The sequence below is a fragment of the Cyanobium sp. WAJ14-Wanaka genome, assembly GCF_024345375.1.
In the GTDB taxonomy this organism is placed as follows: domain Bacteria; phylum Cyanobacteriota; class Cyanobacteriia; order PCC-6307; family Cyanobiaceae; genus Cyanobium_A.
This window is the reverse complement of record NZ_JAGQAZ010000004.1, coordinates 1-21411: the sequence shown is the minus strand read 5'-3', so window position 1 is coordinate 21411 and position 21411 is coordinate 1. Positions and strand designations below refer to the sequence as shown.

Sequence of the window (21411 nt, the reverse complement as noted above, 5' to 3'; positions counted from 1 at the left end):
TGACAAGGTCCGGTTTCGGCCGGACTAGGTGGCTCACACCAGTGCTTCGGACAGCGGTTCGATTCCGCTCAGCTCCATTTTTTTCCGGTTTAGCCCGCCAATTTGGCGGGATTTGCTGGGGCTGCAATGGTTTCGACGGGGTATAAGGAGGGTGACTGAAGCCTGCTCGGTAAGAGCAAACACGTAACAGCGAACAACATCGTTCGTTTCTCCCGTCAGACCGCCCCTGTGGCTGCCTGACCCTAGTTAGGGAGATGGGGTGAGGTCAGCCTTATCACCCAAATGACCCATGGGGCCTGGAAGGGCCCTGCCAGCCTTTGCCAGCGATCTGCATTTCTTTCATGAACCGCCTCTCCGCCCTTGCTGCAGCCCTTTTGGTCGGTGCTGCCTCGGCTTCGGTGCCCCATGCCAGGGCCGGAATGATCGACAACATCATCAACAGCAAGTGCCAAAGCGCCATGAAGGCCGATTTGGCCGCCAAGGGAATCACCCCCCCCGCTGGGCTGGTGGATTCCACCTGCAGTTGCGTGGTTAAGCAGTACAACCAGGGGGTCAGCATCGACCAGTCCAAGGTGACCTGCTCCCAGCAGGCCAAGGCCCAGCTGGCGCCCCAGGCCACACCCCAGCCAGCCAGCCAGCCTGCTGCGGCCAAATAGCCAGAGCTAGGGGGTTTCCAGCCAGGCCTTGAGCTCCTCAAGGCTCTGAACCCCCACCAGATTTGGCTTGCCCTTCAGGATCCAGGTGGGGTAGGCGGTTATCTCGGCTGCGCTGCAGGCCTTGCGGCCTTCAGCTGTCTTGTCGCATTCCACGTAGGGAAGCCCTGCCGCCGCCTCCTTGCCAAACAGCTCCTTTTGCTGGTGGCAGGCGGGGCACCACCAGGCTCCATAGAACAGAGCTCCTTTGGCTTTGAGTTGCTCGCTCAGGCTTTTTTGTGCAGCCGTGGAGGGGGGGAAGTCTTTGCTGGAGATGGCGCCATGGCCGGCGGGAGCTTGTGCCGCAGCCGGGGCCGGACTCGCCGAAACAAGCCCCATCGCTAGGGCTAATCCGATGGCAAATGCGGCGCTTGGGAGGCCTTTGGGTAGCAGGGGAGCCATCAAGGGGCCTTGTCAACGGCCTTGAAGTTAGGCCAATTCGTTCGGCCTTCCGCCCTTTCGCCAGGCTGCCATTGGACCGCTAAAACTGAGAAACTGAATCAATGGCGGGCCAAGGGAGTCGATGAGCACCAGCGGCTACCGCGATTACTTCAAGGTGCTCGGAGTTGAGCGGGGGGCCGACACCGACTCAATCAAGAAGGCCTTTCGCAAGCTCGCCCGTCAGTACCACCCTGATGTAAACCCAGGCGATAAGGGGGCGGAAGCAAAGTTCAAGGAGGTGAGCGAGGCCTATGAGGTGCTCTCTGACCCTGAAAAGCGCCAGCGCTATGAGCAATTCGGCCAGTACTGGAGCCAGGCCGGCGCTGGTGGGGCAGGTGGTTTCGATGGAGACTTCGGGCGCTACGGCAATTTCGATGACTTCATCAATGAACTGCTGGGCCGCATGGGCGGGGGTTCAGCCGGTTTTGGCGGATTTGGTTCGGGCTTTCCCGGCGCCCGTCAGGCCGTGGTGAATCTCGATGCGGAGGCCACGATCAGCCTCAGCTTTGGCGATGCCTTCCGCGGCTGTGAGCGCACCCTGGCCGTGAACGACGAACGGGTGCAGGTGCGTATCCCGGCTGGGGTCAAAAATGGCAGTCGCCTGCGGCTGAAGGCCAAGGGCAACCTGCAGCCCGGCACCGGCCGCCGCGGCGATCTCTATCTCAATCTGCAGCTCCAGGAGCATGCGGTTTGGAAGCTCGATGGCGACCAGCTGCGGGCCGAGCTGCCGCTCAGCCTCGATGAGGTGGCCCTCGGCGGCGAAGTGAGGGTGGCAACCCCCGATGGCGAAGCGGCGGTGCAAGTGCCCGCTGGCCTGGCCCTTGGCCGCAGCCTGCGACTGAAGGGCAAGGGCTGGCCGATTAAGGGGGGCCGTGGCGATCTGCTGCTCACGCCGGTGCTGAAGCTGCCGGAGCAGCTGAACCCCCAAGAGCTACTGCTGCTGGAGCAACTGCGCACTGCCCGCAGCATTGATCCGCGCTCCAGCTGGATGGAAGCAGCTCGCCTTTAGTGGGCCCAGGGATCTTGCCTCCCTAGGATCCACCTGCGTTTATTGCCGATATGGAGCTCTCCTACCGCCCCCGCCGTTTGCGCCGCACCCCGGCCCTGCGGGCGTTGGTCCGCGAGAACCAACTAAAAGCGGCTGATTTCATTTACCCCCTGTTCGTGCACGAGGGGGCCACCAACGAGCCCATCGGCGCCATGCCCGGCTGTCAGCGCTGGAGCTTGGATGGGCTGGTGCAGGAGGTGGGCAGGGCCTGGGATCTTGGCATCCGCTGTGTGGTGCTTTTCCCCAAGGTGGCCGACGGTCTCAAAACGGAAGATGGGGCCGAATGCTTCAACGAAGGTGGCCTGATCCCCAGGGCGATCCGGCGCTTGAAGGAGGTCTGCCCCGAGATGGCGATCATGACCGATGTGGCCCTTGATCCCTATTCCTGCGATGGCCACGACGGCATCGTCAGTGCCGAGGGCGAGGTGCTCAACGATGAAACCGTGGCGATCCTCTGCCGGCAGGCCGTGGCCCAGGCCCGCGCCGGTGCCGACCTAATTGGCCCGAGCGACATGATGGACGGCCGGGTCGCGGCGATCCGCGAAGCCCTCGACGAGGAGGGTTTTGAGCACGTGGGGATCATTAGCTACACGGCCAAATACGCCTCCGCTTACTACGGACCGTTTCGAGAAGCCCTGGATTCGGCGCCCCGGGCCGATGCCGGTAAACCGATTCCCAAGGACAAGAGCACTTATCAGATGGATCCGGCCAATGGCCGCGAAGCGATCACCGAAGCCCAGCTAGATGAAACCGAGGGGGCCGACATCATGATGGTCAAGCCTGGCCTGGCCTATCTCGACATCATCTATCGGCTGCGGGCCGAAAGTGAATTGCCGATTGCGGCCTACAACGTCAGCGGCGAGTACTCGATGGTCAAGGCGGCGGCCGAAAGGGGCTGGATTGATGAACGGGCGGTGGTGCTTGAAACCCTGCTCTGCTTTAAGCGGGCTGGGGCTGATTTGATCCTCACCTACCACTCCTGCGACGCGGCCCAGTGGTTGCTTGAGGGTTGAGGCCCGCAACATGAAGCACTCAGCCAGGGCTTTGGGTGCCTTGCGGGATCCTGGTTGGCACCTTGCCGGAGCCTGTACCTCCCTACTGATTTTGCTGGCTTCCCCATCTGCCGATGCGGGATCGCTGCCAGCGGCTCTCAAGCCCTTGTTGCGCAGCTTCGAGGCCTACGAAAGGGATCTCGATCGTCTGGATCAGGTCTTGCCACCGGCCAAAGCGGCTCCAGCGGCAACGAAGCTTCCTGCTCTGCCATCCCCTGCCCCCGCAGCTCTGCCGGTGCAGCCTTCTGAGGTGTCGATCACGAGTCGCCTGCGGGTCGATCTGCAGCAAGCGATCGATCTGGCGGTGCAAAACGACCCTGTTCTGCAGCAACAGATTGCCGGGGTGAGGGAGCAGCAAGGCTGGCTGCGTTCCGTGCGCGGGCGCTACTTCCCTGTTTTTGGGCTTGATCTTGGTGTTGGCTATCAACAGCAGGCGCGGCAAAACTATGCCTGGAACGGCAACGCCGGCATTTATGCGGCTGACTCAGCCTTCTATGTGCCCACTGGTGGCTCAAGCAACTATCAGACCAACATCGGATCTGGCTTCGCCCAGTTGCGCTTCGACTACGAGCTGCTCAGTTTCGAGCGGAGTGCAGCCCTGGCGGAGGTGAAGGCCGATCTCGAGGCGGCTCGTCAGCGCTATGGCGATCGGCTGCGCCAACTGCAGTTCGCGGTCAGCGAGGCCTACTACCGGTTGCAACTGGCCGATCAACTGCTGCGCATCCGCCAGGTCGTGGTTGATAACAACCAGGTGATCTTGGATCAAGTCCAGGCCTTGAAAACAGTTGCCCTGGTACCCAGGGTTGATCTACTACGCGCCCAGGCGCGTTTGCAGCAAAGCCTTTTCCGGCTGGAACAGGCGCAGGCTCAGCGACTTAGCGGCCAGCGCCGCCTTAGCAACCTGGTGAATACGCCGTTCTCAGTGACGTTAGAGGCGAGGGAGGCGGTTCAACTGCAGCCCCCATGGCCCCTTGACCTAGAGCAGACCATCGTGCGCGGTTTTGCGGATAACCCGCAGCTCCAAGCGCTTCAGGCTGCCCGCATCGCCCTGCTCCGCCAGGCTGATCGCCGAGCCGCCGAGCTGCTGCCGCGGATCGGTCTCTTTGCCAGCGCCGGTTATCGGGCGGCTCAGACCACAACACCGGTGATCAACTTGCAGGGCTGTTGCGGTGGACCCGCCTTAATCCCTGGACTCAACAGCCAAAGCGGTGATTGGTCTGCAGGTGTGCTGCTCCAGTGGCGCGTGTTTGATGCAGGCATCACGGCTGGTGCAGTGGAAGCCAATCTGGCCGCTGCTGAGCGCACCCTCCAGGGTGAAGCAGGTGAGCGCAATGCAATCCGGCAGAGACTGGAGAGCGCATACTTTGACTATCGCGCCGCCCTTAAACAGATCATCGCGGCCAATTCTTCATTCCGCGCGTCGCGTGAGGCCTATCGCGATTCGCGGGCCCGCTACGAATTCGGCCTAGACGACTATACCGATCTTGCCGAAACGATCACGTCGCTCACGACCGCTATGGAGCAGCGGGCCGAAGCGATTACCCTCGCAAATCTCAGTTACGCCCAGCTGCTGCGTGAGTTGATTCCAGTGCCCAGCAAGCCTGGTGAAGTGGTGAGTTTGCCGATCCAATTGTCTGTTAACTAATCCCCTAGCGCGCCAGAGTGTCGACTCTGGCGTAAGCAGTTGCGCCGGCCCGGAGAGGATGACGACCGTTCTGCTGCAAACGGATACGCACAGGGAAACGCTGTGGCACTTTGACCCAGTTGCCCGTGGCGTTCTGGGGTGGCAGAAGCGAATAATAGGCACCGCTGCCCTGACTAATATTGATCACTTCGCCTTTAAACGTAACCCCAGGATACATGTCGAGTTTGATCTCGGCTGGCATGCCATCGCGAATGCGATGAATCTGTGATTCTAGGTAATTTGCATCTACCCACCATTTGGTGTTGTCAACCAACTTGAACATCGCCTGTCCCGGCTTCACATATTGACCGGCGCGGATGCTGAAGTTGTTGCTAACAAAGGCGTCCATTGGTGCGTAGTAACGTGTATAGCTCAGGTTGACCTTGGCATTTCCTAATGCTGCACGCAGCGACTTGATGGTGGCCTCCTGTTCTCTGATTCTCTTGCCCAGGCGTGAGATCTCTAAGCCAGCACTTTTCACCTCTGCCCTCGCCTCAAGCTTGGCAGCTTCGAATTGCTGTTCTTTCTCTAATGCCACCACCTGTTGCTTTTGTAGGTATGCGTAGCGCTGCTGGTTGAGGTTGATGATCCACTGGCTGGCCTGTTGATCCTTCAAGGCCTGACGTGCCTTGAGCAGTTGATCCTCAAGTCCTGCCTTCTGGGCAATCGCTGCCTCCAGTTGGTGCTGTTGCTGAGCCATGCTCAGCTGGAAAGGAAGCGGCACAATCTCATAGATCAGCTGCCCCTTTTTCACAAAGGCGTTGGGCTCGGTGTGGATACTATTGATATACCCCTCCACGTACGGCGACACAGTCACGGTGTAGGCCTGAACGTAGGCGTCGTTTGTGCTGGGGAGGTAATGGTTGTAAGTGAAGTAACCCGCCAGGCCAACTCCCACCAGGCTCACGGCACCTGCCGCGATCAGCCGGGTACGCCTGGGATGGCTGGAGGCGCCTTCCGGAGTGTCAATAGATGCGCTCACGGGGATCTCAGAAGACCAGTTAAGTCGGAGCTTAGGGGGTGCTATCGCGATGCATCAGGGGCAGGCCAGCAAGCACCAGCAGCACTATTCCCACCATCGTGGCGACGTTGATGAACGACACCACTTCCACCTGCTGGCTGATCGCCTTGTTTATCAGCTCCAAGGAGCCCTGCGACCACCCATCCCCGCCGATCCCCGTCGGATGGCCGTTCAGTGGTCTTTGGAAGGCTTCTAGTGCCGTGTTGCCGGCGTTAATTTGTTCGCGAAAGCGCTCCCAGCTGCCCTGGCTGGTGGCGGTGAGTATGGCCGCGCTCACACCTCCAGAGAGGGCTTTAGAGATGTTGGTGCAGAAGAACAGCACTGAGCTGGCGCTGGTCATCAGCTCAGCCGGCATCGTCGATACCGACATCTGAATCTCCAGGCAGTTGATGATGGCGAAGCACATGCCCACAACCATCATCTGCAGCATCATGGTGTGGTTGTCCTGCTGTGCGCTGGTGTTGGCCATCCACAGTGCGGTGCAGGCGAAGCAGAAGATGCCCGCTGAGCAAAGTTTTTTTTTGGCAGCTATCGTGGCGCCAATGAGGTGGGGGCTCACCCCGGGGGTTATCATCAGCCCAGTGACCACGGTTGTACCTAGGAAGGGAATGAATGCCCAGGCGTAGCTCTCGATCGTGTTGCCCAGCACCACTATCATGAACTGGGGCACGATTGCGAATATCATGAACAGAAAGAACATCACCGAGCTCAGATTCACTAGGCTGATGCAGTAGTTGATGTCCTGGAAGATGCGTAGATTGATTAGTTTTGGTACTGCCACTATTCGCCAGGCGAATAGGCCTATTAGCAGAATTGAGCTCCACAGCATCACCACGTAGGTGGGACTGAGGAACCATTCCCGTTGGTTACCCACAACCAGCGACAGTCCCAGGAGTCCGAACCCACCACTCATCAAGCCGTAGCCAAGCCAGTCGATTTTGGCTTTGGGGTTCCCGGGGGTTGGGGGCATCAACCGGGCAATCACAACGACCGCTACCAAAGCCGTAAGGCCCAGCCCCGCCTTCAGCACACGCCAGCTGGCGTACCAGGTCACGAAGGCCGAGAGGGGAATGCCAAGGCTTGATCCGCTGACCACGGCGAGTGCTAACAATCCCTTACCCATGAGCGTGTATTTCTCGCCCAGCTGGCCTCCCAGGTAGCCCCCCGCGGCTGCCGGAATCACACCTGCCCCAAGCCCCTGAAGCACCTGCAGACCTATGAAGAGCTGGGGATCGGTGGCGCAGGCGCTGATCAAGCTGGCCACTCCGAAAAGTCCGGGCCCCACCGTGGCGATCGCCTTCGAACCCACCCTCTCCCGAAGATTGCCGAGCAGCGGCATGATCAGCGCTGCTGGCACGAGGAAGGCCACCATGAACCACACCGATAGGTAGGGAGTTCCCCCTACATCACCGCTTACGTAGGCGTGGGCCGGCACGCCGACGGAGTCGGTGGAGAAGAACACCAGCTCAAGCACGAAGAAGCTGATTGCCACCACCCCGCGATTGGTAAGCCAGAAGCTGCGAGGTTGACCCGGCTGGGCAGGGGACACGGAGCTGATGGCAGCGGCAGCTTCAGTCTCCCCCAGTCAGAATCACAATGGGTTTATCCAAGTCTTCGTCCATGTCTGCCCACCATCGCCTTGGCCATGTCGCCCTGCGGGTGCAGGACATGGACCGCGCCAAGCGCTTCTACCTAGGGCTTGGCCTGCAGCTCACTTGGGATGCTGATGACTGGTGTTACGTGCAGTGGCCTGCCACCGGGGAAGGCATTGCCCTCCTCAGCCCCAGCTACCGCGCCGCCGGTCCCCACTTCGCTTTCCATTTCAAAGACCGGGCTGAGGTGAATCGGATCCACGAACAGTTGGTGAAGCAGGGCCACAGCTGTGGGCCGGTCCACGATCACCGTGACGGCACGGCTTCCTTTTATATGCAGGATCCGGAGGGCAACTGGCTGGAGATGCTCTACGAGCCTGTTGGAGGCATCCCCTCCAATACCGACGCCGAACCGATCGCGTTGTTTCCGGCGTGACTGCCGCACCGAGAACCGGACAGCAGGTTGGGCTCGGGCCCGTGGGTCTGCCGGCAGAACGGACCCAGGCCGCAGACCCGTTCAGCGGTATTCAGCAAGAGACCCTTGAGCTGCTCGATTGGCCCCGGTTGGCGGAGCAGGTGGCCAGTTTTGCCAGCACGGCTGCGGGGCGGCGCTTGTGCCTCAATTTGGCCTTGGCGGAATCGTTCAGGGGGAGCCAACGCCTGTTGGCCGAAACCACCGAACTGGTGGGCCTTGATGGACTCACGGCGGAGGCTGGCACTGCGGGGCTGAGCTTCCAGGGGGTGGCAGATATCGGCGAAACAGTGGTCCATTGCGCCAAGGGCGGCACCGCCGGAGCGGAGGGCCTGTTGGCGGTGGCCAGCACCCTGGCGGCTGCCAGACGATTGAGGCGCCAGATCGAGGATCCCGAGCTTCGTCCGGTCTGTTCTGCCCTGGTAGCTGATCTACGCACCCTGCCGGAGCTGGAGCAGCGGCTTTTGTTTTGTCTGGAGGAAGGGGGCCGGGTTGCGGATCGGGCCAGCCCGCCCTTGGCGGGCCTGCGCCGCCAATTGCAGGGTGTGCGCTCAGATCGCCGCGATCGACTCCAGGAATTAATGCGGCGCCACGCTGCCCTGCTGCAGGACAACGTGGTGGCCGAACGCAATGGCCGGCCGGTCCTGGCGGTGAAGGCCGGGGCAGCGAGCCAGCTGGCGGGCCTGGTCCATGACAGCTCCGCTTCGGGCAGCACCGTGTTTGTGGAACCCCAGGCGGTTGTGGCCCTGGGCAATCGGTTGCGCGAGTTGGAGGGCCAGGAGCGGGAGCTGGAATTGGCCGTCCTGCGCGAGCTCAGTGGCCTGGTGGGGGAGCAGGAGCAGGCATTGACGCTGTTGCAGCAAATCCTGGAACGGCTGGATGGCGGCTTGGCCCGGGCCCGCTACGGCCAGTGGCTGGGGGCTGTTCGCCCTGAGTTGGTGGAATATGCCGATGCACCCTTTTCCCTACGAGACCTGCGCCACCCCCTGCTGCTCTGGCAGCACAAGCGAGAGGGTGGCCAGCAGGTGGTGCCCGTCACTATTCAGGTGGCGAAGGATCTGCGGGTGGTGGCCATCACCGGCCCCAACACCGGCGGTAAGACCGTCACCCTCAAGAGCGTTGGTCTGGCTGCCCTGATGGCGCGGGCGGGGCTGTTTTTGCCCTGCCAGGGCACCCCCCAGTTGCCCTGGTGTGGCCAGGTGTTGGCAGATATCGGTGATGAGCAATCCCTGCAGCAAAACCTCTCCACCTTCAGTGGCCATATCCGCCGAATTGCCCGGATCCTGGAGTCTTTACCTGGGCGGGGCGGGGCTTCATTGGTATTGCTTGATGAGGTGGGGGCGGGCACCGATCCCCAGGAGGGATCGGCCTTGGCCACGGCCCTGCTCAAGCACCTGGCTGATCTGGCCCGGCTGAGCATCGCCACCACCCACTTCGGGGAGCTCAAGGCCCTCAAGTACGCCGACCACCGCTTCGAAAATGCCTCCGTTGCCTTTGATGGGGAAACCCTTTCGCCCACCTATCACTTGCAATGGGGGATTCCGGGCCGCAGCAATGCCCTTGCCATTGCCAGCCGCCTCGGCCTGAAGCAGAGCGTGATCGAGCAGGCGGCGAGCCAGTTGGCCCCCTTGGGGGAAGGGGAGGTGAACCAGGTAATTGCGGGCCTGGAGGATCAGCGCCAGCGCCAGCAGGAAGCGGCAGAGGAGGCGGTCGTTTTACTGGCCCGCACTGAGCTCTTGCACGAGGAGCTGCTGTCGCGATGGCAGCAGCAAAAGGAGCAATCGGCCGAACTGCAGGAACAGCGCCGCCAGCAGCTCGAGCAATCCATCCGCCAGGGCCAGCAGGAGGTGAAACGGATCATCCGGCGCCTGCGCCAGGGCGAGCGCTCCAGGGGCGAACGGGGTGCCCAGGCCAGCAGCAGTGTCCTCGGTGAAACCGCAAGGCAGGCGGGCCAAAGGCTCAAGCGCTTGGAGGAGCAGCACCGTCCCAGTCCGGAGCGGCGCGAACATTCGGGCTGGATGCCTGTGCTCGGGGATCGGGTGCGCCTGTTGGCCCTCGGTAAGGCGGCGGAGGTGCTGGCAATTTCCCCGGATGGCCAGGAGCTCACGGTGCGCTGTGGGGTGTTGCGCCTGAGTGTGGAGATCACCGCGATCGAGGGACTCCACGGCGAGAAGCCCACCCCACCGTCTCCCCAGGAAAAGGTGCAGGTGCAGGTCAAGGGCCAAAGGGGTCTCGGTGGCCGCGGCGCCGGGGTGCGCACCGAGCGCAACACCGTGGATGTGCGCGGCCTAAGGGTGCATGAGGCGGAAGCCCAGGTGGAGGAACAGCTGCGTCAAGCCAATGGCCCCCTCTGGGTTATCCACGGCATCGGCACCGGCAAACTAAAGCGGGGCCTGCGGGCCTGGCTGGAAACGGTGTCCTACGTGGAGCGGGTGGCAGATGCAGAGCGGGGCGACGGTGGCGCCGGCTGCAGTGTGGTTTACGTGAGATGATCTGAACAAAGATCAGGTTCCCAAGCAGCAATGAAAACCATTGCGGTCATTTGCCCAGGGGACCCAACAACAACTCCTAGTACCCGTTATCGAATAAAGCAATATCAGCCCCTATGGGAAGAGCACGGTTATCGCACAGTCTTTTTTCCAAAAAAAGATTTATCTGCGCAAAGCCTTCTTCAAATGGCAGAAGCTGATATAATTCTAAATCAGAAGTGCTTGCTTTCCCATGGTTGGTTAAAGCGTATCCAGGCGCTTGGATTGCCTATTTTGTTTGATTTAGATGATTTGATATGGCACCGCGCTATTCGTGACTATTCCTGGCTGAAACGTGAGATGTTGCTTAGGAGGCTGAGATCTTGGGTAGAAGCGGCAAAGGCAGTAACTGTGGCTAATTCAGTCTTGGCTCGCAAAATCTTAGAGAAAACAAGAATTGAGCCAATTATTATACCTATGAGCCTTGACCTGGAGATTTGGAAGCCGCATTGCCCATCCTCGGCTCTTCCCATTTTGGATTTAAATATTGGCTGGACAGGTTCACCTGAGTATCATCATCTACTGGCTGGTATTGCTCCAGCAATCGATGAGATTTTGATGTCAAATCCAGGCACCAGATTTACCATTCATTCAGGCCTGGATCCTAAATTTTTGATCAATTATGAGTTTATAAAATGGCAAAGTGGAAACGAAGTAGACTACGTTAAAGAGCTGCAAATAGGCTTGCTGCCAATGGAGAATGCATCAAAATTTGCCACATGCAAATCACCAATTAAGGCACTTCAGTATATGGCGTTAGGAGTGGTGCCAGTAGGTAATTTTGTCGGAGCCTCTTTGGATTTTTTAAGTGACAAAAATAGTTTGCTAGTTGAACCATCTATCAGGGGATGGAGTGATGGCCTTTCTAGGCTAATTTTAGATAGACAGCTGGCCTTAGATTTGTCCGAAAGAGCAATTCTAGATGTTTCTCTGAACCATAACCTTCCGGTCGTTGGCCAGCAACTTCTTACGGTAATCAATTCCATAAGCTGATTTTAGTGCATGCCAAAAACGTTTTTAATTACTTATTGTGGAGCCGAGAATGCAGATTCAACTCTCAGAGAGCAGCTGGCAAGTTCTGTTCAAAAATTTATTGCTTTGGGGCGAAAGCGTGGATTTGAGGTCATTGTCTGGAATGAGCAGCTCATTCGCCAAAAAATTGATAATCATCAAGACATCTTAAAAGATTACTATCCAGATTATTCAGACGAGTGCGAGATTCAAGGAGTTAGATTAAATAAGCAATGGCTAAATGCAGGTTTGTTCCTTTGGAAGCCTTCAATAATCAAACACACCCTTGAAAAAAAATTGGAGGAAGGAGATGTACTTGTTTATCTTGATTGCAACTTGAATAAGTTTCCTTGTTATCGACAATTGATTGATTTGGGCCCTGAATATTTCAGGGCCAAGCTGAATAAAAAATCTATTCTTTTGGCGGTCGACAAGTATAGGCCATTATGTAGAGACGTAAAGTATCAAGTCTTGTCTGCTAACTTGAGTCAGTATCAAGAGTGTGGTCGTTATTTGCCTGGATTTTGGGCTGGATTTATGGCGATTAAAAAAAATAAATCGTCCTCTTCATTTATCAGTAAATGGCATAAGATTTGCTCAATTGAAAACTTGGCACCATTGCCAGATGTCCCTGTTGAATCTCGGTTTGAGGAGTATAAGTGGCATTCGCAGGAGCAGTCAATGCTAAGTGTTGTCTATTATCAGGGCTCTAGTCGGCTCAGAAATAAGTCGGTAAGATTTTTGTTCGTTCCAGGCCGCCGAGTCATGTCTTGGAATAGGCTAATTGTTGCTCTAAAGACATTAAAGATTAGGCTTATTTTTAATATAATTGCGGTTCAAAAACCATGGATTAATAAAATAGTGCTTAAATTCTGTAAATTTTAGCTCAAAAGTTTTTGGGTTGCTTCGATTCGCTGTTTGTATGTTGTATGCCTTACCTCTGAGCTGGGGTAGATTGATTTTTTCTTGTTTTGGCTATAATAGCCTAGTGTTTCTTTGGATTTTCTTTGGGAAAGCCGAGCTGTTGTGTCGTCAGAGCGAGATTTTCTTGTTGAGCCGCGACTCAAAGGTGAGTAAAACTCAATAGGAACAAAGCCATTGCGCCAATTTTTTTGCTCCCATGCCCTGAGGAATAGATCGTGATCGTCGTTGCCAAGCACATAATGGTATTCATCTAAAAAACCCATTACTGCAAGCTTTTTCTTTGAAAATGCAATTGGACCACGGTTGGACGAGTGAGATAAGAATGTGGAATTATGGTTCTCCCATGATTGCAGAATAGTGTCTGGATGATTTATTTTGGCTGATAATTTTCCTAGGTTGATCCCGTGTGAGTTTGTATTTATGCGGTGACAGCATCTTCCGCTTATGGCGATAATGTCCTCAAATATTTCCAAGGGAATTGCCAGTTTAATATTGTAACCGACTGTTCGCATTTCCATGTCTGCTTGCACTTCTACTATGTACTCTCCTCTTGATTTTGTAAAGCCTAGGTTGTCGCAGGAGGTCTCGAACATGCCATCGATATTCTCGAAAATAGTAATTCCCTTTAGGCTCTGCGGCGGCTCAATTAGATCTATTAGTGATTCAAGGATCGCTTTCGATTTGTCTGTGCAATTATCGAGAATTGCAATTATTTCGTAGCTGCCAAGCGTGTTTTCTAGGATGCTCAAGAAAACATCTTCTATGCAATCTTCTTGATTGTGAATTGGAATTACAATTGAAAATTGTGGCGAAGTGTCTGATTCTCTGTGATATGAACCTACGAGTTGTGATTCCTGTTCCCACTGCTTTGTCGGCTGATGTATAAGTAGGCGCTTGTAGGTTTCATGCTTTGGGTTGAGTAGCCATTCTTCTATTGGGTTCTGCATGGCGCCTTTGGGGATTGCCTTATTGTTCTGTTTTTTTGCGGATTGCCGATTCTTGGTCTTTCTTTAATGTCGGCAGCCTCGGTTCACTATTTGGCAATCCTTGCGCTGCGTCTACCAAGCCATCGCCCTGGCTGTCAAAAAAGCGCCAGCCGCTGCCATCCACATCGAGGTGAATGGTGGTGCCGGGGTTGGCGCGCACTTCGGGGCTGATGCGCACCTGCACCAGCTGGCCAGATTCGAGCAGCTTGCAGGTGATCAGTTGTTCATTACCCAGGGCCTCGCAATGGCTCACTTCAGCGGCCAGGTTGCGGTTGGTGGCAGGGGCAAGCCGCAAATGCTCGGGCCTTAGGCCAGCCGTGAGTTGGTCGCCAACAGCGGTGCCCGGTCGGTTGCCGTTGGGACTGCCAATTAGATCGCCCAGGGGGGCAGGCACGGCAAATTTTTTGCTCCCCAGTTGCACCTGGCCCGGACCAACCACCTGAACTGTCAGCAGGTTCATCGGCGGACTACCAATGAATTGGGCCACAAACACATTCGCCGGCCATTGATAGAGCTCCATCGGGGTGCCGAGCTGTTGAAGCTTGCCGCCATTGAGCACCGCAATCCGGTGGCCCATCGTCATCGCCTCCACCTGGTCGTGGGTGACGTAAAGGGTGGTGGTGCCAAGGCGCCGCTGCAACTCCACGATCTGGGTGCGGGTGCCCGTGCGCAACTTGGCATCCAGGTTGCTGAGCGGCTCATCCATCAGGAATACCGCCGGCTGACGGGCGATGGCACGGCCCAGGGCAACCCGCTGCTTTTGGCCGCCGGAAAGCTCCTTGGGCAGTCGCTCCAGCAGGGGGCCGAGCTCGAGGGTCTCGGCCACTTCCCTGATGCGCTCGGCAATGCGCGCTTCTCGCTTTGAGGCCACCCGCAGGGGGGCTGGCAGCCCTGCGGTGGCCTTGCTGAGGCTGTCCTGCAGCTGTTGAAGGGCCGTGCGCGGCCGGCTGCGCCGCAGGCCAAAGCCGATGTTGTCGGCCACGCTCAGGTGTGGGTACAGGGCATAGCTCTGGAACACCATGGCCACATCTCGCTGCCCTGAGCGCAGGCGGCTAACCGGCCGATCTCCCACGTAGATCTCGCCGCTGCTGGGTTGGTCAAGGCCCGCCAACAGGCGCAGCAGGGTGCTTTTGCCGCAACCCGAGGGCCCCACCAGCACTAGAAATTCGCCGTCCTGGATGTGCAAATCCAGCTGCCGCAGCACCGGCACCGGCTCGCCCTGGGGCCGGCGGGGTGGGTAGGTCTTGCTGACCTGGTGGAAGCGAACCTCGGCCAAGCGGGCTCCCCAAGGGGCTCTAGGTAGCCGCGATCCTAGGTTTGCCCGTAATGCAATTCATTGATCAGGCCAGGATTGCCGTAAAGGCTGGCCGCGGCGGCGATGGAATCGTCGCCTTTCGCCGAGAGAAGTACGTGCCCGCCGGCGGTCCGTCCGGCGGTGATGGGGGCCGTGGTGCGGACGTTTTGTTGGTGGCAGACAGCAACCTTCAAACCCTGCTCGATTTCAAGTACAAACGCCTGTTCCAGGCCATCGATGGCCGCCGTGGCGGACCAAATCGCTCCACTGGTGCCAGCGGCACGCCCCTACTGATCAAGGTTCCCTGCGGCACCGAGGTGCGTGACACCCGCACCGGCATCCTGCTGGGGGATCTCACCGATGCCGGAGATGAGTTGCTGGTGGCGGCAGGCGGCCGTGGCGGCCTCGGCAATGCCCATTACCTGAGCAATCGCAACCGGGCTCCGGAGAAATTCACCGAGGGCAGGGAGGGGGAGGAATGGCTGCTGCGCCTCGAGCTCAAGCTGCTCGCCGAAGTGGGGATCATCGGCTTGCCCAATGCGGGTAAGAGCACCCTGATCTCGGTGCTCTCGGCTGCTAGGCCCAAGATTGCCGACTATCCCTTCACCACCCTGGTGCCCAACTTGGGTGTGGTGCGCCGGCCAAGTGGGGATGGCACCGTTTTTGCCGATATCCCTGGCCTGATTGCCGGTGCTGCCCAAGGAGCTGGCCTGGGTCACGATTTTCTGCGCCACATCGAGCGCACCCGGCTGCTGATTCACCTTATCGATGCCAGCAGCTCGGATGTGCTTGGCGATCTCCAGGTGGTGGAGCAGGAGTTGGTGGCCTATGGCCATGGCCTTTCAGATCGGCCCCGATTGGTCTCTTTGACCAAGATTGAGCTGGTCGATCCAGATGAGCTGCCAGGGCTGATCTCGGCAGTGCAGGAAGCCCATGGGGGGCTGCCTGTGCTGGCCATCTCCGCAGCAGCTTCAATGCGCCTCAAGGAGCTGCTGTCAGCCGTGTGGCAGCAGCTCGGCATCAAGGAGCTCTAGGAACGGGGCTGAACAGGGTTCAGTCGTCGTATACCAGGCACTCAGCTGCGTCTGGGTTGAGGTCGCAATAGACCTCTAGGGGGCTGGGGTCTGCCTTCTCCTCAGGGTGGTTTTCCTTGTACACCTGCAGCCCCTTGAGCTCCTCTTCCAGGTGGCGGACCTTGCCCATGTCGCCAGCAGCCCGCGCTGCTTCGATTTCGGTCTGATCCTTCTGGATGTGCTCGTCGATGCTCTTCATTTCGGATGCCGGCTTCCTGAGACCGGAGTTGACCGCGGCTAACCATACGGGCGCCACCCAACCTTTTGACTTTCTGTTGCCTGCTGCTGATCTTCCAAGAAGTGGCTAGGCCTGGGAATACTCAGTGAAAAGGCCGGTGATGGTGAGGATCAAGCAGCGCCGGGGACGGCATTTGATGGATGAGAACGGCCGGCTCCTCTGGATAAATGGCCCTGAAGAGCACTGCTATCTCTCGGAGCAACGGCAGTGGCGCCGCGGCCTGAGCTTCGATGATGTGTTGGATTGGAAACAATGTGCTCCCAGTGGCCTGGTCAGCCAGCGCTTCGGTTCCCTGCAGGCCGTCTGTGAGGCCTATGAGCGCGACCAAATCACCTGGTACCAAGACCTTTACCTGCGGCGCATGGGCGACCAGATGGCATGCCATCGCGCCCAGGACGACTACAAGCCCACGGCGATGAAGGAGGCGGAGGACCGCGGCGAGGCTGGAGGCCGTCCCCCCTGGCTGCTGCCGGAGCCATCGGGCCCCGTCTGCGGATTGCCGCCCCGCTTGGGATCGCCTAGCAAGCCCTCTGCCAACAAACCGGAGCCTGCCTTGGTGGCTGGCGCTGGGGCTGAATCCTGCGGCGAAGTGGTCCATGCCCATCGCCGCCGCCGTTCGTCTCGGGCCTAGGCCCCCAGCTCACTCAGCTCCAGCCAGCGCTCCTCGCCGGCATGGATTTGGCTGCTCAGGCTGGCCAGCTGGCCGGTGAGGGTTTCCAGGGCCCCATAGTCGGCACCCCCCTTGGCGAGGGCTGCCTCCAGTTCCTGGCGCTGCTGCTCCCACTGGGGCAGTTGCAGTTCGAGGTTTTCCAATTCGCGGTTTTCCTTGAAACTGCGCCGCCGGGCTTTGGCTGCGCCATTAGCCGGCGCCTTAGCAGCGCCATTGGCTTTCGCCTTCACTGCTTCCGGCTTCACTGCTGCCGATTTGGCCTCGACGCTGCGCCTTTGGCTTTGGGACTCCAAGTAGGCGCTGTAGTTGCCTTCAAAGCGCTTCAGCTGGCCCTCCTCAAAGCTGAACAGCCGATCCACGGTGCGATCCAGGAAGTAGCGGTCGTGGGAGACCACCACCACACAGCCGCGAAAATCCTCCAGGAAGTCTTCGAGCACGCTCAGGGTTTGAACATCCAGGTCGTTGGTGGGCTCGTCGAGTAGCAGCACGTTGGGCGCCGCGATCAACAGGCGACACAAGTGCAGGCGCCGGCGTTCGCCGCCAGAAAGTTTGCCGACCGGTTGGTGTTGCTGGGCGGGCGGAAACAGGAAGCGCTCCAGCAGTTGCGAGGCACTCAGCTCGACGCCATCGATGGCCACCCGGCTAGCTGCATCGCTGACCACATCAATCACCTTCCGTTCTGGCTTGACCAGCACATCGCTGTGCTGATCGAAGTAGGCCAGCTTCACGGTGGAACCCAGTTCCAGGCTGCCGGCACTGGGTTGGCGCCGCCCGGCAATTACCTCCAGCAGGCTCGATTTACCAACCCCGTTGGGGCCGATGATCCCCACCCGATCCTCCGGACTGAAGTCGTAGCTGAAATCGCGCAGCAGGGTCGGGGCGTCTTGCCCATCCCCTGCCGCTACCGACAAGGCTTCAGCGGTGATGGCCCGCTTGCCCAGCCTTCTGCTGGCAGTGGCCAGGCTCACCTTGCCCTTGGCCTGGCGCACCGGAGCCTCCTGCATCGCCTCGATGCGCTGGATCCGGGCTTTTTGCTTGGTGCTGCGGGCCTGGGGCCCCCGACTAAGCCATTCCAGTTCGCGCCGCAAGGTGCCCTTGAACTTGGCGGCCGATGCGGCGGCGGAGGCCTCCTCCTCGGTTTTGTGGGTGAGATAGGTGGCGTAGTTGCCGGCGTACTGGCGGGCTTCGCCCCGGTCCACCTCGACAATTCTTTGGGTCACCCGATCCAGCACGTAGCGATCGTGGGTAACCAGCACCAGGGCCCCGGGGAACCGGCCCAGGTAGCTCTGTAGCCACTCCACCCCCAGGGCATCGAGATGGTTGGTGGGTTCATCCAACAGCAGCACATCCGGTTCGGCCACCAGGGCGGCCGCCAGGGCCACCCGTTTGCGGTAACCGCCTGAGAGCTCGCCGATTCGGCGCTGGCCCTCGTTGATGCCGAGGCGCTGGAGCACCTCCTGGCACTGCTGTTCCAGGTCCCAGGCGTTGAGCGAGTCCATCTGGTCCTGTAGATCGCTGAGCTGGGACAGAAGGGCCCCATTGCTGGGGTCTGCGGCGATCTGGTGGCTGAGGCTTAGGTGGCTACGCAGCAGGGTCATCTTGTCGCCACTGCCGGCGTAGACCTGCTCCAGCACCGTGGACTCAGGGTCTAGGTCAGGTTCCTGATCCACCAGCACCACCCGGGTGCGGGGGGCGCAGCGCCGGCTGCCTTCGCCCAGGGGCTCCCTGCCAGCAAGCACCTTCAGCAGGGTTGATTTGCCGGCCCCATTGGCGCCAATCAGGCCAATGCGATCCCCATCGGCCACATGCAGGGTCAGGTTGGCGAACAGGGTGCGGATCCCGAAATCCTTGGCCGCACCGACAAGACTGATCAGGCTCAACTGCCGATCCCCTGTTGGGCCTTGAGATGGGCAAACACGCTCTTGTCGCCCACATCAGCGGCGGCAGGCATTGGAAATTTGCGCAGGCAGAGCAGTAGCAAAAGGCCTGCTTCTGCGCCCATTAAGCCCAGGCAGACCTGGGCGCCAAACAGGCCCAGCCAGTAGCCCATTAGGGCCAGGGGCAGCAGCAGGGTGACGCCAATCGCTTCGGGCCTCTGGAAGCAGAAAAACTCCTTGAAGCCGATGCCGGCTAGGGCCGCAAAGAAAGGTCCGATCGCCAGCACCCAAAGGCGCTGTTGCCCCAGTGCTTCCGCCATGTGGCCGGGGCCCGCAGCCCAGGCCAGCCCCCCAAAGCCCAGGCAGCCCAATAGCCAGAACAGCTGCAAGGCCCGGTGGAGAGGCTTCAGATAGATGTGAATCCAGCGCAATGCCAGGCCAAGCCCGGCGGCCATCACGATTAGCCAGGGCCAGAGGTTGGAGCTTCCCAGTTGGCGCCATTGCACGAGGAGGCCCAGCTGGGCCAGGGCCACGGCCGTGAGGGCGAGCCGATAGCCCAGCACCTCCCGCCGGTCCCGCTGATCGATGCTGTAGAGCCCATAGACCCCCTCAAAGACAGGATCTCCTGGGGCCATGGATGCGGTGCTTGCCATGGGGCGGGGAAGGGCTCAGCTGCAGGGAGGGGTTGTCACCAGTGTGGCGAGCGGCGGACCTGCCGGAACAATCCCCGAGGGATGGAGCGGGAACAGGGCCCCGAAATAATCCCGGCGCCAGGCCTGGTCATCGCAGCTCGCGGCCACCCCTGGCAGGGCATAGAAGCGCGATCGCCATTGCCACAGGGCCGGTAGTTGCCAGAGCGGTTGGCGGCTACAGCCGAATAGGGGGGCATAAACCAGCTCTAGGCGGATCAGGGTTGGAAACAGCACCACATCGGCCAGGCCCAGCTCTGGCCCGCTTAGCCACTGGCCCGGTGCCGCTGCCAGGGCAGCGTTTGCCTTGCCAAGGGTTGTAAAGAGTGCCCGCTCGGCCCGGTCATAGGCGGCCTGGTTGCGGGCGAAGCCACAGCGGTAAACCCCGTCGTTGACGTCATGCTGCAGCTGCTCTCGCCAACCTTGGCTTTGTTCCTTTTGCCCGACCGGATCCAGGTCGACGGTTGAGCTTGAGGGCCACTGGTTGAGCAGCTCGATCAGTTGGGCGCTTTCGCTGAGCAGGATGCGGCCATCTTTCAGGGAAACCAGGGCCGGAACCGTGGCCCGGGTGCCCGCAGCTGCCCCGGAGCGCAGGTAGAGCTCCGCCAGGGTTTGGCATCCCTGGAAGGGCTCCGTAAATCGCCAGCGGCCAGCCTCTGGATCCGGTTCCACCACCACCAGATCAATGGACTCTCCCAATTGGCGCAGGCACCACACCAGCCAGGCCCGGTGGGCCCAGGGGCAGCTTCTCCCCACAATCAAGACGTGGGCGCCGGCTTGGGCCGCGTCGGCGGGCAAAGGCGGTAGGGCCGTGAAGGCCCCGGCAGGACGCCGGTAGTTGCCTTCCGCATCGGCGGGTGCCAGGCCGCCCATCAGTTGCTGCCATTGCCATCGCCAGAGGCAGCGGGCTGTGCGCACAAGGGCTGCAGGTGGGGCCATGGGATGGGTAGACGGTCTGCCATGAATCTGCGTCAGGCTGGGCCCTAAATCCAGCGCAGGGTTTTCGGGCATGGCAGTGGGAACCGGGCCAGAGAATCGGCCCAGGTCAAGGGTGTTGATGGTGGCCGGCACCCACGGCAATGAGCGCAATGGGCCCTGGCTACTGGAGCATTGGGGCCAACGGCCCCATGCCCTGGCTTGTGCGGGGCTGGAGCTGGAGTTGGTGCTGGGCAATCCGGTGGCCCATGGCCGCAACAGCCGCTACATCGACCGCGACCTCAACCGCAGTTTTGAGCCCTCTCTGCTGGCCAATCCCAGCTGCCAAGAGCTGGAAGTGCAGCGGGCCAGGCAGCTCATCGACAGCCACGGCCCAGGGGGCCTCAGCCCCTGCAGCGTGGCCCTCGATCTACACAGCACCACCAGCTCCATGGGGAATTGCCTGGTGCTCTATGGCCGGCGGCCAACCGATCTGGCCCTGGCCGCAGGCATTCAGGCGGAATTGGGCCTGCCCATTTATCTGCATGAGGCAGATGGGGCCCAGACCGGGTTTTTGGTGGAGCGCTGGCCCTGTGGACTGGTGATTGAGGTGGGTCCGGTGCCCCAGGGGGTTCTGCAGGCCTTGATTTGCCGCCAAACCCAGCTTGCCGTTGAGGCCTGTCTGGCCGTTCTGGCCCGGGCCCAGGCAGGCAGCTTGCGGTTGCCACCCAGCTTGGAAGTTCACCTCCATTTGGGCAGCTTGGACATCCCTCGAGATGGGGCCGGCCAACCCGAGGCCTGCTTGCACCCCCGCCGTCTGCAGCGCAACTGGCAGCCCATGGCCCCAGGCGACGAACTGTTTTGCACCGCCAGTGGAGACGCCTTGCCCTACAGCCCACCCCCTGGCTTGGCCGAACAGACGGTCTGGCCGGTATTCATCAATGAGGCTGCCTACGGGGAGAAGGGCATTGCCCTAAGCCTTACCCGAAGGGAGATCTGGGCAGTACCGCCGGCATGGCCAGCTGCCCTGGAGCACCTGGCCGAGGGGCTTGCTTGCGGAACTTGATGAACGAATCTTCACAAACCACGCAATATTCTGTTACAGTTCAATTCGACGGGGTTCCGTCATCCATACCCGTCTCTTTTGAGACACCTCTCTCCCGTTCTTATGACAACCACAATTCAGCAGCGCCAAGGCGCTTCT

General features: G+C 59.6%; 20 protein-coding genes. 11 read left to right on the top strand and 9 right to left on the bottom strand.

The window, feature by feature from the left end:
- Positions 1–341: 341 nt before the first annotated feature.
- Entirely contained in the window at positions 342–656 is a 315-nt protein-coding gene (locus tag KBY49_RS11110; RefSeq protein ID WP_254934900.1) for a hypothetical protein, read from the top strand.
- A gap of 6 nt (positions 657–662) precedes the next feature.
- Here the strand turns inward: KBY49_RS11110 and KBY49_RS11105 are convergent, their stop codons facing one another.
- On the bottom strand, positions 663–1094 hold the full coding sequence (locus KBY49_RS11105) for a hypothetical protein (protein ID WP_254934899.1): 432 nt from the start codon (positions 1092–1094) through the stop codon (positions 663–665).
- Positions 1095–1215: 121 nt separating this feature from the next.
- On the opposite strand from KBY49_RS11105, the gene KBY49_RS11100 reads away from it, so the two are divergent.
- Genes KBY49_RS11100 through KBY49_RS11090 form a run of 3 tightly spaced genes read left to right on the top strand, consistent with a single transcriptional unit; the run spans position 1216 to position 4878 of the window.
- A complete protein-coding gene (locus tag KBY49_RS11100; RefSeq protein WP_254934898.1) occupies positions 1216–2142 on the top strand; it encodes a DnaJ C-terminal domain-containing protein in 927 nt (308 codons plus the stop codon).
- Between the two features lie 50 nt (positions 2143–2192).
- Complete coding sequence (gene hemB / locus KBY49_RS11095; protein ID WP_254934897.1) at positions 2193–3194, top strand: porphobilinogen synthase; 1002 nt, start codon at positions 2193–2195, stop codon at positions 3192–3194.
- Between the two features lie 10 nt (positions 3195–3204).
- Positions 3205–4878, top strand: a complete 1674-nt coding sequence (locus KBY49_RS11090; protein ID WP_254934896.1) for a TolC family protein — start codon at positions 3205–3207, stop codon at positions 4876–4878.
- Between the two features lie 4 nt (positions 4879–4882).
- On the opposite strand, the gene KBY49_RS11085 is transcribed toward KBY49_RS11090, so the two are convergent.
- Complete coding sequence (locus KBY49_RS11085; protein WP_254934895.1) at positions 4883–5899, bottom strand: HlyD family secretion protein; 1017 nt, start codon at positions 5897–5899, stop codon at positions 4883–4885.
- 31 nt (positions 5900–5930) lie between these two features.
- The gene (locus tag KBY49_RS11080; RefSeq protein ID WP_254934894.1) at positions 5931–7487 is read right to left on the bottom strand and encodes an MFS transporter; all 1557 of its coding nucleotides are present in this window, start codon (positions 7485–7487) and stop codon (positions 5931–5933) included.
- A gap of 71 nt (positions 7488–7558) precedes the next feature.
- On the opposite strand from KBY49_RS11080, the gene KBY49_RS11075 reads away from it, so the two are divergent.
- Genes KBY49_RS11075 through KBY49_RS11060 form a run of 4 tightly spaced genes read left to right on the top strand, consistent with a single transcriptional unit; the run spans position 7559 to position 12426 of the window.
- Complete coding sequence (locus KBY49_RS11075; RefSeq protein ID WP_254934893.1) at positions 7559–7966, top strand: VOC family protein; 408 nt, start codon at positions 7559–7561, stop codon at positions 7964–7966.
- Between the two features lie 47 nt (positions 7967–8013).
- Complete coding sequence (locus KBY49_RS11070; protein WP_261346593.1) at positions 8014–10494, top strand: endonuclease MutS2; 2481 nt, start codon at positions 8014–8016, stop codon at positions 10492–10494.
- A gap of 30 nt (positions 10495–10524) precedes the next feature.
- Positions 10525–11523 (top strand): hypothetical protein, encoded by a 999-nt coding sequence (locus KBY49_RS11065; protein WP_254934891.1) that lies wholly within the window; start codon positions 10525–10527, stop codon positions 11521–11523.
- A gap of 9 nt (positions 11524–11532) precedes the next feature.
- Entirely contained in the window at positions 11533–12426 is an 894-nt protein-coding gene (locus KBY49_RS11060) for a hypothetical protein (protein ID WP_254934890.1), read from the top strand.
- On the opposite strand, the gene KBY49_RS11055 is transcribed toward KBY49_RS11060, so the two are convergent.
- The gene (locus KBY49_RS11055; protein ID WP_254934889.1) at positions 12423–13412 is read right to left on the bottom strand and encodes a glycosyltransferase; all 990 of its coding nucleotides are present in this window, start codon (positions 13410–13412) and stop codon (positions 12423–12425) included. The genes KBY49_RS11060 and KBY49_RS11055 overlap by 4 nt on opposite strands.
- A gap of 19 nt (positions 13413–13431) precedes the next feature.
- Positions 13432–14727: an ABC transporter ATP-binding protein gene (locus tag KBY49_RS11050; RefSeq protein ID WP_254934888.1), complete on the bottom strand. Its 1296-nt coding sequence runs from the start codon at positions 14725–14727 to the stop codon at positions 13432–13434.
- A 50-nt stretch (positions 14728–14777) separates the two neighbouring features.
- Here KBY49_RS11050 and cgtA point away from each other — a divergent pair, with 50 nt between their 5' ends.
- Positions 14778–15779 carry an Obg family GTPase CgtA gene (gene cgtA / locus KBY49_RS11045; protein ID WP_254934887.1) on the top strand — a complete coding sequence of 334 codons (1002 nt, stop codon included), beginning with the start codon at positions 14778–14780 and terminating at the stop codon, positions 15777–15779.
- Positions 15780–15798: 19 nt separating this feature from the next.
- On the opposite strand, the gene KBY49_RS11040 is transcribed toward cgtA, so the two are convergent.
- Entirely contained in the window at positions 15799–16017 is a 219-nt protein-coding gene (locus KBY49_RS11040; RefSeq protein ID WP_254934886.1) for a Calvin cycle protein CP12, read from the bottom strand.
- Between the two features lie 139 nt (positions 16018–16156).
- Between KBY49_RS11040 and KBY49_RS11035 the strand changes: the two genes are divergently transcribed.
- Positions 16157–16687, top strand: a complete 531-nt coding sequence (locus KBY49_RS11035) for a hypothetical protein (protein WP_254934885.1) — start codon at positions 16157–16159, stop codon at positions 16685–16687.
- On the opposite strand, the gene KBY49_RS11030 is transcribed toward KBY49_RS11035, so the two are convergent.
- The 3 genes from KBY49_RS11030 to KBY49_RS11020 are packed head-to-tail and all read right to left on the bottom strand — an operon-like array spanning position 16684 to position 20231.
- Positions 16684–18606 carry an ABC-F family ATP-binding cassette domain-containing protein gene (locus KBY49_RS11030; RefSeq protein WP_254934884.1) on the bottom strand — a complete coding sequence of 641 codons (1923 nt, stop codon included), beginning with the start codon at positions 18604–18606 and terminating at the stop codon, positions 16684–16686. The genes KBY49_RS11035 and KBY49_RS11030 overlap by 4 nt on opposite strands.
- Complete coding sequence (locus KBY49_RS11025; RefSeq protein ID WP_254934883.1) at positions 18603–19256, bottom strand: DUF2301 domain-containing membrane protein; 654 nt, start codon at positions 19254–19256, stop codon at positions 18603–18605. Before KBY49_RS11025 ends, KBY49_RS11030 begins: the two co-directional genes overlap by 4 nt.
- 15 nt (positions 19257–19271) lie before the next feature.
- Positions 19272–20231: a glutathione S-transferase C-terminal domain-containing protein gene (locus KBY49_RS11020; RefSeq protein ID WP_254934882.1), complete on the bottom strand. Its 960-nt coding sequence runs from the start codon at positions 20229–20231 to the stop codon at positions 19272–19274.
- 70 nt (positions 20232–20301) lie between these two features.
- Here KBY49_RS11020 and KBY49_RS11015 point away from each other — a divergent pair, with 70 nt between their 5' ends.
- Positions 20302–21273, top strand: coding sequence for an aspartoacylase (locus KBY49_RS11015; protein WP_254934881.1), 972 nt, complete (start codon positions 20302–20304; stop codon positions 21271–21273).
- Positions 21274–21411: the final 138 nt, after the last annotated feature.

Coding starts and splice junctions, on each gene's coding strand:
- KBY49_RS11100 (WP_254934898.1), top strand. CDS start 1,216: ATGAGCACCAGCGGCTACCGCGATTACTTCAAGGTGCTCGGAGTTGAG.
- KBY49_RS11065 (WP_254934891.1), top strand. CDS start 10,525: ATGAAAACCATTGCGGTCATTTGCCCAGGGGACCCAACAACAACTCCT.
- KBY49_RS11025 (WP_254934883.1), bottom strand. CDS start 19,256: ATGGCAAGCACCGCATCCATGGCCCCAGGAGATCCTGTCTTTGAGGGG.
- KBY49_RS11055 (WP_254934889.1), bottom strand. CDS start 13,412: ATGCAGAACCCAATAGAAGAATGGCTACTCAACCCAAAGCATGAAACC.
- KBY49_RS11020 (WP_254934882.1), bottom strand. CDS start 20,231: ATGGCCCCACCTGCAGCCCTTGTGCGCACAGCCCGCTGCCTCTGGCGA.
- KBY49_RS11015 (WP_254934881.1), top strand. CDS start 20,302: ATGGCAGTGGGAACCGGGCCAGAGAATCGGCCCAGGTCAAGGGTGTTG.
- KBY49_RS11105 (WP_254934899.1), bottom strand. CDS start 1,094: ATGGCTCCCCTGCTACCCAAAGGCCTCCCAAGCGCCGCATTTGCCATC.
- KBY49_RS11035 (WP_254934885.1), top strand. CDS start 16,157: ATGGTGAGGATCAAGCAGCGCCGGGGACGGCATTTGATGGATGAGAAC.
- KBY49_RS11090 (WP_254934896.1), top strand. CDS start 3,205: ATGAAGCACTCAGCCAGGGCTTTGGGTGCCTTGCGGGATCCTGGTTGG.
- KBY49_RS11060 (WP_254934890.1), top strand. CDS start 11,533: ATGCCAAAAACGTTTTTAATTACTTATTGTGGAGCCGAGAATGCAGAT.
- KBY49_RS11040 (WP_254934886.1), bottom strand. CDS start 16,017: ATGAAGAGCATCGACGAGCACATCCAGAAGGATCAGACCGAAATCGAA.
- KBY49_RS11110 (WP_254934900.1), top strand. CDS start 342: ATGAACCGCCTCTCCGCCCTTGCTGCAGCCCTTTTGGTCGGTGCTGCC.
- hemB (WP_254934897.1), top strand. CDS start 2,193: ATGGAGCTCTCCTACCGCCCCCGCCGTTTGCGCCGCACCCCGGCCCTG.
- cgtA (WP_254934887.1), top strand. CDS start 14,778: ATGCAATTCATTGATCAGGCCAGGATTGCCGTAAAGGCTGGCCGCGGC.
- KBY49_RS11075 (WP_254934893.1), top strand. CDS start 7,559: ATGTCTGCCCACCATCGCCTTGGCCATGTCGCCCTGCGGGTGCAGGAC.